At 71.2% G+C, this 10,584-nt stretch carries 8 protein-coding genes and 1 pseudogene; 2 read left to right on the top strand and 7 right to left on the bottom strand.

Going from position 1 to position 10,584, the window contains the following annotated elements; all coding sequences use genetic code 11:
• Positions 1-36 precede the first annotated feature (36 nt).
• On the top strand, positions 37-1,539 hold the full coding sequence (locus RMT89_RS33190; protein WP_315887447.1) for a glycosyltransferase family 39 protein: 1,503 nt from the start codon (positions 37-39) through the stop codon (positions 1,537-1,539).
• Here the strand turns inward: RMT89_RS33190 and RMT89_RS33195 are convergent.
• Positions 1,493-2,002: a MarR family winged helix-turn-helix transcriptional regulator gene (locus RMT89_RS33195; protein ID WP_399498509.1), complete on the bottom strand. Its 510-nt coding sequence runs from the start codon at positions 2,000-2,002 to the stop codon at positions 1,493-1,495. The genes RMT89_RS33190 and RMT89_RS33195 overlap by 47 nt on opposite strands.
• An 80-nt stretch (positions 2,003-2,082) precedes the next feature.
• On the opposite strand from RMT89_RS33195, the gene RMT89_RS33200 reads away from it, so the two are divergent.
• Positions 2,083-2,496 (top strand): organic hydroperoxide resistance protein, encoded by a 414-nt coding sequence (locus RMT89_RS33200; protein ID WP_315887449.1) that lies wholly within the window; start codon positions 2,083-2,085, stop codon positions 2,494-2,496.
• A gap of 68 nt (positions 2,497-2,564) precedes the next feature.
• On the opposite strand, the pseudogene RMT89_RS33205 reads toward RMT89_RS33200, so the two are convergent.
• The 6 genes and pseudogenes from RMT89_RS33205 to RMT89_RS33230 all read right to left on the bottom strand — a co-directional run.
• A pseudogene (locus tag RMT89_RS33205) lies at positions 2,565-2,970 on the bottom strand (hypothetical protein); the annotation flags it as partial.
• 41 nt (positions 2,971-3,011) lie between these two features.
• On the bottom strand, positions 3,012-4,280 hold the full coding sequence (locus RMT89_RS33210) for a hypothetical protein (RefSeq protein WP_315887450.1): 1,269 nt from the start codon (positions 4,278-4,280) through the stop codon (positions 3,012-3,014).
• 110 nt (positions 4,281-4,390) lie between these two features.
• The gene (locus RMT89_RS33215; protein ID WP_315887451.1) at positions 4,391-6,619 is read right to left on the bottom strand and encodes a bifunctional glycosyltransferase family 2 protein/CDP-glycerol:glycerophosphate glycerophosphotransferase; all 2,229 of its coding nucleotides are present in this window, start codon (positions 6,617-6,619) and stop codon (positions 4,391-4,393) included.
• 170 nt (positions 6,620-6,789) lie between these two features.
• The gene (locus tag RMT89_RS33220; protein ID WP_315887452.1) at positions 6,790-7,671 is read right to left on the bottom strand and encodes a carbohydrate ABC transporter permease; all 882 of its coding nucleotides are present in this window, start codon (positions 7,669-7,671) and stop codon (positions 6,790-6,792) included.
• Positions 7,668-9,002 carry a sugar ABC transporter permease gene (locus RMT89_RS33225; RefSeq protein ID WP_315887453.1) on the bottom strand — a complete coding sequence of 445 codons (1,335 nt, stop codon included), beginning with the start codon at positions 9,000-9,002 and terminating at the stop codon, positions 7,668-7,670. Before RMT89_RS33225 ends, RMT89_RS33220 begins: the two co-directional genes overlap by 4 nt.
• A gap of 3 nt (positions 9,003-9,005) precedes the next feature.
• Entirely contained in the window at positions 9,006-10,364 is a 1,359-nt protein-coding gene (locus RMT89_RS33230) for an ABC transporter substrate-binding protein (RefSeq protein WP_315887454.1), read from the bottom strand.
• Between the last annotated feature and the right edge of the window lie 220 nt (positions 10,365-10,584).

The following is a 10,584-nucleotide window of genomic DNA, read 5'->3' on the forward strand; positions in this document are numbered from 1 at the left end:
ACGGTAATCGTTGGTTAATAGCACAAGATCTGAGATGTGGTGAGTCGGGAAACGGAAGCGGACGGCCGATTCCGGGCCTTGGCGGTCGGCCTGCCCACCGCCCTCATGCTGGCCCTCGGGCTCTGGGGCATCGACCGCGGCGGCATATGGCGCGACGAGGCAGTCACCTTCCAGGTCGCCCGCCGGTCGGTGCCGGAGATCTGGCGGCTGCTGCACGGCGTGGACGCCGTGCACGGCCTGTACTACCTGCTCATGCACACCGTCCTCGCCCTCCGCCCCGGCGAGGTCGTCCTCCGGCTGCCCTCGGTGGGCGGGGCCGCCGCCGCGGCCGGCCTGGTCGCGGCCCTCGGGATGCGGCTGGCCGGGCCCCGGGTCGGGCTGTGGGCGGGCCTGCTGTACGCCGTCACCCCCCTGGCCGGTCACTACGCGCAGGAGGGGCGGTCGTACGCCCTCGTCGGCGCGGGAGTCGCGGGCGCCACCCTGCTGCTCGTACGGGCGATGGACGGCGGACGCACCTGGCTCGCGTACACGGGTGTCGTCGGCCTCACCTGCCTGCTGCACGAGCTCGCCGTGCTGATGCTCTGCGCGCACGCCGTCACGCTGGCGGCGTCACGGGCCGGGCGGCGGGTGTGGGCGCGCTGGGCCGGAGCGGTGGTCGGCACCGGGCTGATGCTGCTGCCGCTGGTGCTGGCGTCCCGGGCGCAGGCGGGGCAGGTGGAGTGGCTGCCGGAGCCGGGGCTGGGGAGCGTGGAGCGGTTGCTGCGCGGCTTCGTCATCGCGCCCAAAGGGCTGGTCTTCGAGACCGGCGTGGTGCTGATGCTGGCGGGCCTCGCGGCCCGCGGGGTGGCCGCCGTGGCGCTGCCGCTGATGACGGTTCCGCCGGGCCTGCTGATGCTGGTCTCGCAGGTACGGCCGATGTACGACGACCGCTATGTGCTGTACTCGCTGGCCGGGGCGCCGCTGCTGATCGCGGCCGGCGCCGACCGGCTCGCCGACTGGATCGTGGGCCGGATGCCGTACGTCCCGCTCGCCGGCGCCCTCGCGGTCCTCGTCGCCTTCCTCCACCACCTCCCCCTGCACCGCCAGGACCGCGCCCCCGACCGGCGGCCGGACAACCTCGCCGCCGTCTCCGCCCTCGCCGCCGGACAGATCCGCCGCGGCGACCCCGTGCTGTTCGTGCCCTCCATCGGCCGGCGGGCGGCGGTGGCGTACCCGGAGGGGTTCCGGCAGGCCCGGGACATCGCGCTCAGGGAGCCCGGGCCGGACTCCGGGACGCTGTACGGCCGGGAGACCGGCGCCGGGGAGTTGCGACGCAGGCTCGCGGAGGTGGACCGGGTGTGGGTGGTGGCCGAGCCGTACACGCTGCGCTCGGACTGGCGGCCGCGCAACCCCGTTGAGCGCGCCAAGATCACGGTCGTATGGGAGGACTTCGTCCCGCGCGCCCAGTACGTGCGCGGGGGCGTGACCCTGCGCCTCTACGAGCGCCGCCCGACTACGGTGCTGCCGCTGACAGGGCCGCCGCGTCGAGGGCGGTGGTGAGCTCGTCCAGGCGGGAGCGCAGGGCGCCGATCTCCTCGACGTCGAAGCCGGTCGCCGCGGCGATCCGGCGCGGCACCTGGAGCGCCTGCTCACGCAGCGCCGAGCCCTCCTCGGTCAGCCGCACATCCACCGACCGCTCGTCGCGCGCGCTGCGCTCCCGGCGGACCAGACCGGCCGTCTCAAGCCGCTTCAGCAGCGGGGAGAGCGTGCCGGAGTCCAGCCGCAGGTGTTCGCCCAGCTTCTTGACGGGCAGGTCGCCGTGCTCCCACAGCACCAGCATCACCAGGTACTGGGGGTAGGTGAGACCGAGGTCCTTGAGGATCACGCGGTAGACGCCGTTGAAGGCGCGTGCGGCCGCGTGCAGGGAGAAGCAGATCTGGCGGTCCAGGCGGAGCCATTCCTCCTGGGGCGGGGTGGGTGTCTCGGTCCGGTTCATGCCTCCAGGGTAGCTCTTGCTCGCCATTTAGTTGTGTGCAATTTAATTGTGTGCTCTACTTGTGTCCGTCAACGAGCCCCGACTTTTCGAACAGGGATGGTTCATCCATGGACGCGATCTACACCGCCGTCGCCACCGCCACCCACGGCCGCGAGGGCCGTGCCATCAGCTCCGACGGCAAGCTCGACCTCCAGCTGGCCCCGCCGGTGGAGCTCGGCGGCAACGGCCAGGGCACCAACCCCGAGCAGCTCTTCGCCGCCGGTTACGCCGCCTGCTTCGCCAGCGCCCTCGGCCTCGTCGGCCGCCAGGCCAAGGTCGACGTCACCGAAGCCGCCGTCACCGGTGAGGTCGGCATAGGCAAGCAGGGCGCGGGCTTCGGTCTGAAGGTCACGCTGCGCGTCGAACTCCCCGACACCGTGGACGAGGCGACCGGCCGCAAGCTCGTCGAGCAGGCCCACCAGGTGTGCCCCTACTCCAACGCCACCCGCGGCAACATCGACGTCGACCTCGTCATCGAGTAACCCGCGCCAGAACCTCGCCCGTCCGCCGGCTCCACGCCACGACCACGGCCTCCTCGGGGACCGTTTGCCGGGGCGTCAGGTCTCGGGGTACAGGGCTCTCGCCAGGCGGCCCACGCCCGTCAGCACTACCAGCAGGTTCAGTGGGCCCGCGAGCTTCAGTGCCTCCCAGCCGCCCAGTCCCGTCAGCCGGGCGAACAGCCCCTGCGCCACCGCGTACGGCGAGTAGTACGGGCTGCCCTGGCCCGGCAGGGCGGCCGTCGGGTGCTGGGGGTCGAGGAGGTCCGTCTTCAGGCGCTCCACCACCGCCGCGTGCCGGCCCGCTTCGCAGCACAGGGGCAGGCTCCAGTAGGCCAGGGACATCAGCAGCCAGAAGAGGAAGCCGAAGAGCTGGTACGGGGTGGGGCGCCAGGTGCGGCCGCCGCGGAGGGCGGTCGCACCTTGCACGGTCCACCGGGCCGGAAGCGTTTCGGGCATTTGTCGTATGTTCCCGCTGGGGTCAACGGCTTGACCTCGCTTCACCTCATGGAGTGAGCCCGATCGGAGTGCCCCTGCGCGGGCAGGGAGACCTGGGCGCGCAGCAGGTGCTCCAGGAGCAGCGGTACGCCGATCACCGGGAGCAGCCAGGCCAGGGCGATCAGCCGGCCGCCCCAGATGGTGATGTCCGGGTGTCCCGCCTGGGTGAGGATGCCGGTGCCCGCCGCCGCGATCAGGAAGGCGCCGAAGGCCGGCCTGCGCAGCGCGCCCCACAGCCCCGCGCCCAGCGCGGCCAGGAACAGCGGCTCCCAGAACTGCCGCCGCAGCCACTCCGTCCAGAAGTTCGACGACAACTGCAGGAACTCGGGCCAGGGGTCGGCCCGGTCGGGCCGGGTGAAGTGGTCGGCCAGCAGATCCTGGACGCTCTCGGACGCCGACGGGTAGCCGAGCAGCTTCGCCAGGACGACGGTCCCCAGGGCGGCGCACAGCCCGAGCCCCGCGATCGCCGCGATGTCCCGCCCCGGCGCCCGCCCCTTGCGCAGACGCGTGACGGCGGTCAGCGCGCCCGCCCCTGCCAGGCACACCCCCAGGAACAGCGCCTGCGAGTGCTTCACCGTGAACAGTGCGGCCAGCGCACCCGCGATCAGCGCCAGCCCCGCCCGCCGCCCGTGCAGCACCAGCGCACACCCCCACACCGCCGCCAGCGTCAGGGCCATCAGCAGGCCCTCCGTCATGGGCCGCATGGCGATCGCCCCGGACGGCAGGACGTAGTAGAGCGCCTGGCCGGTCAGCGCGAGGGGGAGCGGTACCGACAGGGTGCGCAGGATCAGGAAGACCAGCACCCCGCCCGCCACCGCCACCGTGACCCCGGCCGCCCACAGCCCCCAGGTCACGCCGAGCACCGTCACGAACGGCACCAGGAAGACCGGATAGCCGGGCCGCACCTCGAAGATCCGCATGAAGCGTTCCGAGGCGAAGGGGACGGTGTGACCGGCCGTCCGCCCCGCCCGCAGCCGCGCCTCGACCTCGGGCCACTCCTTCGCCCGGCACGCCGCCATGACCTCGGGGGCGGGGTCGGGGCGGTGGAAGCGGATCACGTCCACGTTCTGCCTGCGGTGCGCGATCGACGCCTTGCCCGCGCAGTAGTGCTCGATGGTCGCGGTGGCGGCCTCCCGTTTGCTGTCCCCGCGCAGGCTGAGGGCGTACGAGAGGTAGTTCCGGGTGTCGGGGGTGTCCCGGCCGGTGACGTTCGCCAGTTGCAGGACGGCGAAGAGGGCGGCCAGGAGCAGCACCCAGGTGCGCGGCCTCACGAGGATCCCCGGCCGCCGGGCCGGCCGGCCGGACGCCAGGTGTGGGGCCGGCTCGGGGTCGGCCGCGACGGGCTGGAGGGCATGGGAACTCCCCTGGGTGAGAACGGCGTTCAGAAACGGTCGGTGAGGGACAGAGGTGCCGCCTGCTGCGGGGGGACGGTGAGCGGCGTGCGCGCGCGGCACGCCGCCGACGGCACCGGATGCCGCTCGGCCGGCGGCACGACCGGCGGCAGGCCCTTCTCCCCGAACACCACATGCCGTACGACCCGCTCGGCGGCGCGGCCGTCGTCGTACGGGCAAAAGCGCGTCCGGAACGCCGCGCGGAGCTGGGCGGAACGGGAGCCGCGCCAGTGGCCGGTGGCGAAGATGTCGATCAGCTCGTCCTCGCTGCGGGCGACCGCGCCCGGAGGGAAGGCGCGCACGTCGAAGTAGGTGCCGCGGGCGGCCTCGTAGGCCTCCTGGTCGTCGGCGTGGAGGACGATCGGGCGGTCCAGGTTGGCGTAGTCGAACATGATCGACGAGTAGTCGGTGAGCAGCGCGTCCGAGGCGAGGCAGAGGGACTCCACGCTCGGCTGGGCGGTGACGTCGATGACCTGGCGCGAGGTGGCGTCGGGGGCGAGCGGGCCGCCGCAGCGGCGGTGGGCGCGGGCCAGGATCACAAAGCGCGGGCCGAGGCGGCTCACCACATGGTCCAGGTCCAGGGTGGTGCGCTGGGTGCGGCGATAGTCGCGGTGGGTCGGGGCGTACAGGATCGCCACCGCGTTCTCGGGGATGCCGAGCGACTCGCGCAGCCGCGTCACGTCCGCCGAAGTGGCCTGCTGGAACACGTCGTTGCGAGGCTGGCCGTACTCCAGTGTCCGGTAGGCGCCGGGGTGGACGCGCTCCCAGGTCAGGGTGGAGTGGCGGTTGGCGGAGACGACGTAGTCCCAGGTGTCGACGGTGTCGAGGAGGGCGTCGAAGTCCATGTCGGCGGCCGCCGCGGGGCGTTCGCGCAGATCCAGGCCCATGTGCTTGAGGGGGGTGCCGTGCTGGGTCTGGACGACGATCTGGCCGGGGCGTTTGATCAGACGCAGGCCCTCGTTGTCGATCAGGTACCTGGAGCGGGCCAGCGCCGTCCAGTAGGCGGCCGTGCCGGGGGTGATACGGCGGGTGCCGACCGGGATCGTGTGGTGGTGCCCTGGGTGCGCGATCCATGCCGTGCGGATGTGCGGGGCGTGGGTGCGGAACGCCTGCTCCAGGGCGCCCGGGTTGCAGCCGTGGCCCTGACCGCCGTACGCGCAGAAGACGGCCCGGTCCTGGCGCAGGGGCAGCCGGAGCTGGATCCGGTAGTGCAGGCGCAGGGCGGCCGAGCGCAGGGTGCCCGCGAGTTTCACGGTGAGCTTGACGGCCTTGCGGCGCAGGGCCGCGGCCAGTCGCAGGGTGCGGTAGGTGCGGTGCAGGCCCAGGCGGACCAGGGCGTGCCGCAGGCGTTCGCGCGGGGAGGCGGGGGCGCCCGGGGCGCGGTGGCGGCGGCAGTGGGCGCGGGCCAGGCGCAGGAACTCGGCGCGGGTGCCGCGCGGGAGGCGAGCGAGGACGGCCGTCAGGGTGTCGAGCATGCGGCGGAACAACACCGGCCGCCAGGGGGCGAGTTCGGGACGCTCGGTGAGAAACGCGAAGACTCGGTCGTACTGCTCGAAGACCTCGAAGTGGCGGCGGGTGCCCGCCGTGCGGCGCTGCCGGTGGTGCACGCAGACCCGGTCCAGGGTGGCGATCGACTCGGCCGTCAGCAGGACCTCGTAAGTCCAGGGGGCGTCCTCGTAGTGGCCGGGCGGGAAGGCGAAGCCCGCTGCGAACTCCCGCCGGTAGGCCTTGTTCCAGGCCACCATCGGCAGGCGCAGCAGGCCCGGGCGGTCCTCCAGGCGGAACGGGGCCGGGCCCTGTTCGGTGAGCTGGACGAAGGCCTGGTCGCGGATCGCCTCGCCGGTCCAGCAGGTGCGGGCGTAGTCATGGACCAGGACGTCCGGCTCGCCCGTCTCCTTCAGGCGGTCGGCGATGGCCTCAAGGGCGCCGGGGGCCAGGGTGTCGTCGCCGTCGAGGAACAGCAGGTAGTCGCCGGTCGCCTCGGCCATACCCGCGTTGCGGGCGGGGCCCGGGCCCTGGTTGCGGGCCAGGCGCACCGGCCGTACGCGCGCGTCGCGGGCCGCGAACTCGTCGATGATCGCGCCACAGGCGTCCGGGGAGGCGTCGTCGACGGGGATCAGTTCCAGGTCGGGACACGACTGGGAGAGCACCGATTCCAGGCACGCGTGGAGATACGCCTGAACCTTGTACGCGGGGACGATGACACTGAACCTGGGCAACGGGCATCCATGGGTCGGCGCGGGCAGCGGGACGGGTCGGGCCTTGCCCGGGAACGGCCGGCGGAGTGAGTGGGTTACGTTGCGTTACGGCATACGGGGGATGGGCCGGTGAACGGTGAGGGGCCGACCGGTGACGTCCGGTCGGCCCCTCGATCCGCTTGTCGTACGGGCTACTTCACGGCGCCCGCCATCACCCCGGACACGAACTGCCGCTGGAACGCGAAGAACACGGCCAGCGGGATCACCATGGAGATGAAGGCGCCGGGCGCCAGCACCTCGATATTGCTGCCGAACTGCCGCACCTGCTGCTGGAGCGCGACCGTCAGCGGCTGGGAGCCGGAGTCCGAGAACACCAGCGCCACCAGCATGTCGTTCCACACCCACAGGAACTGGAAGATCCCCAGCGACGCGATGGCCGGGGCGCCGAGCGGCAGTACGACCGTCATGAACAGCCGTGCCTCGCCCGCGCCGTCGAGCCGCGCGGCCTCCAGCAGCTCCTTCGGGATCTCCGCGAAGAAGTTGCGCAACAGGAAGATCGCGAACGGCAGTCCGAACGCCACGTGGAACAGGACGACACCGGTGATGGAGCCGAAGATCCCCAGTTCCCCGAAGAGTTCGGACAGCGGGATCAGCGCCACCTGCACCGGCACCACCAGCAGCGCGATCACCACCATGAACCACCAGTCGCGGCCCTTGAAGTCCATCCACGCGAAGGCGTATCCGGCCATCGCGCCGATGATCACCACGAGCAGGGTCGCCGGGACGGTGATCCACACGGTGTTGAACAGGGCGTTGGTGATGTCGTCGTTCTCCAGCAGGGTGCTGTAACTCTCGGTGGTGAGCTGGGCCGGTGCCGTGAAGACCTTCCACCAGCCCGAGGAGGCGATGTCGGTCGGCTCGCGGAACGAGGACACCAGCAGTCCGAAGGTGGGCACCAGCCAGAACAGCGCCACCAGCAGCAGGAAGGTGCGCAGCGCCCCGCCCGCCGCTCCGCTCGCCACCCGGGAGGCCCAGGACCGCTTGCCGCGTACGGAGGTGTCGAGTGCGGTCACCGCTCGCGCTCCTTCCTGAGCCGGCGGATGTTGACGATCATCACCGGGATCACGAGCAGCAGCAGGATGATGCCGATCGCGCTGCCCAGCCCGTAGTTGCCCCCGCCGCCGAAGGACGACAGGAACAGCTGCAGCGCCAGCACATTGGCCTCGTCCTGGGTGGGCTGCGGGGCGATGATGTACACCAGGTCGAAGATCTTCATCACGTTGATCATCAGCGTGATGAGGACGACGATCAGGACCGGTGCCAGCATCGGCACCGTGATTCTGCGGAACACCTGCCACTCGTTGGCGCCGTCGACCCGCGCCGCCTCCAGCAGGTTGCGGTCGACTCCCGCGAGCCCGGCCGCGATCAGCACCATCGCGAAGCCCGCCCACATCCAGACGTACGCCCCGATGATCGACGGTGTCACCAGGGTGGGGCCCAGCCAGTCGATGCCGTTGTAGGGCGCCGCGAAGTTCGACCCCGGCAGGCGCAGTTGGGCGCCGTCGGCCGAGTCGGGCAGGGTGAAGGTGCCGTCCGCGCCGCTGGTCGCCGAGGCGACCACCTTGCCGTCCTTGACCGCCTCGACCTTGACGCCCTCCAGCGCCTTCTCACCCGCGTCGACCCGGCCCTTCTCACCGCCGCCCCCGAGCTTGAAGTCCAGCCAGACCGTGCCCGTGACGCCCTCGCCGGTCGCCGCCCTGGCGTCCTCGGGGGAGCCCGGCACCTTGTTGGGCGCGATACCGACGAGGGGGAGCAGCGCCGGAGTGCCCGCCTCGACCGTGCCCGTCGTGGTGAACGAACCGCCGCCGGACGCCTTCAGATCGCTGACCTGGGCGTTCGGGCGGGCCTTCGGATAGACGGAGGAGTCGGCGAAGGTGTCGTGCACCGACGTCACGATCGCGTTCGCCACACCCTGGTCCGGGTCCGCCTGGTACACCAGCCGGAAGATGATGCCGGCCGCGAGCATCGAGATCGCCATCGGCATGAAGACGATCAGCTTGAACGCCGTGCCCCAGCGCACCCGTTCGGTGAGCACGGCGAAGATCAGGCCCAGCACCGTCACCACCGCGGGCGCGACCGCCACCCAGATCGCCGTGTTGCGCACGGCGGTCAGCGTGGAGTCGTCGGTGAAGACATCGACGTAGTTGTCCAGGCCGACGAAGCCGTCGCCGCCCGCGTCGTACAGGCTGCGCCAGACCGAGTACCCGATCGGGTAGACCACGAGCGCGCCGAGCAGCACCAGCGCGGGCAGCAGAAACAGCACCGCCACCCACAGCCGGGTGCCCGTCACGCTCTTGCGCGGTGCCGGCGGAGCGCCGGCACCTCCGTTCGTGACGGCCGACATCCGTCAGCCGGTCTTGTACGCCTTGGCGGCGTCCGCCTCCAGCTTTTGCTGGGCGCCCGCCACATCGCTCGGGTTCTTCAGGAAGTCCTGGAGCTGCTTCCACTCGCCGATGCCCTGTGTGCCGCCGAAGGCCGCCGGCGCCTGGTCGGACATGTCGAAGCGGAAGTCGTCGCCCGCCGCGATCAGCGCCTCGGCGATGCCCCGGGTGACGTCGTCCTTGTAGGTCCCCTGGTCCATCTCCTTGTTGGGCGAGATGAAGCCGCCCTGCGCCGCCCAGATCTCGGCCGCGTCGGTCGAGGACAGGAACGTCATCAGCGCCTGGGCGCCCTCGCCGTCCTTCAGCGCCACGGCCACGTCGCCGCCGCTGACCACGGGCGGCTCGTCGCCGACCGCCGGGAAGGGGAACACCTTGGCGTCCGTGCCGACCTTGGCATCCGTGTCGGCGTTGATGTTCGCGGTGACGAAGTCGCCCTCGAAGACCATCGCGGCCGGGGTGTCACCGGAGAAGGTCTGGGTGACCGACTTCGGGAACTCCGTCTGCAGCGCGCCCGAGCGGCCGCCCGCGATCAGCTCGTCCTTGCCCCACAGCTCGGCGAGCGTGGCCAGGGCGTCCTTGACCGAGGGGTCGGTCCACTTGATCTCGTGCTTGGCGAGCTGGTCGTACTTCTCCGGGCCCGCCTGCGAGAGATAGATGTTCTCGAACCAGTCGGTGAGCGTCCAGCCGTCCGCGCCGCCGATGGAGACGGCCGGGGAACCGGCGTCGGACAGCGTCTGGGCGGTGGCCAGGAAGTCCTTCCAGGTCTTCGGCTCCTCGGTGATGCCGGCGGCCTCGAAGGCGGCGGTGTTGTACCAGACGAGGGACTTGTTGGCGGCCTTCACATAGACGCCGTACTGCTTGCCCTCGTACGCCCCGAGTTCCTTCCAGCCCGTGGAGAAGTTCTTGTCCAGCTGGGCCTGGGTGTCCGCGCTCAGGGGCTTGATCCAGCCCTTCTGGGCGAACTGGTGGAGCACGCCGACCTGCGGCAGGAACGCCACGTCCGGCGGCTGGCCGCCCTGGATCTTGGTACCGAGGAAGGTGGAGGTGTTGTTGCCGGTGGGCACGAAGTTCACCTTGGCGCCAGTGCGCTTCTCGAACTCGTCCAGCACCTTGGTGAAGTTGTCCTGCTCGGGGCCGGTCCAGACGGCCGCGACCTCAAGTGTCTGTCCGTCGAGCTTGGGAAGTTGGACGGTGGAGCCGGCACCGGTTTCCGTGCCGCCGCCTCCGCCGCCGTTGTCGTCGTCTCCGCCACAGCCGGTGAGCGCCAGAGTGAGGGCGCCCACCGTCGCGATGGCGATCCGGATGGTGCGTTTCGTGCTGCGCATCACTGCCCCGTTCTTCGTGCCTCGTCGAACGTTCGAGCGCTGTCTTGTTGTGGTTTGGTCTACGCCGGGTCCCGAAGGTCGGCAAGAGCGCCTGCGCTGTCAAGTAGGCGATCGTGACCACGTCGTGACTGGGGCTCCACTCGTCCTAGACCCGTACTTCGCAGGTCACCCGATCGTGAAGACCAAGCGGTCGTAGCTGATCGCTCGCCGGTCGGAACCG

This window comes from Streptomyces sp. P17, assembly GCF_032436805.1.
Classification (GTDB): domain Bacteria; phylum Actinomycetota; class Actinomycetes; order Streptomycetales; family Streptomycetaceae; genus Streptomyces.

What these genes read in the sequence shown, in the direction of transcription:
- RMT89_RS33195 (WP_399498509.1), bottom strand. Translation starts at nt 2,002, where the DNA reads ATGGCGAGCAAGAGCTACCCTGGAGGCATGAACCGGACCGAGACACCC.
- RMT89_RS33200 (WP_315887449.1), top strand. Translation starts at nt 2,083, where the DNA reads ATGGACGCGATCTACACCGCCGTCGCCACCGCCACCCACGGCCGCGAG.
- RMT89_RS33225 (WP_315887453.1), bottom strand. Translation starts at nt 9,002, where the DNA reads ATGTCGGCCGTCACGAACGGAGGTGCCGGCGCTCCGCCGGCACCGCGC.
- RMT89_RS33230 (WP_315887454.1), bottom strand. Translation starts at nt 10,364, where the DNA reads ATGCGCAGCACGAAACGCACCATCCGGATCGCCATCGCGACGGTGGGC.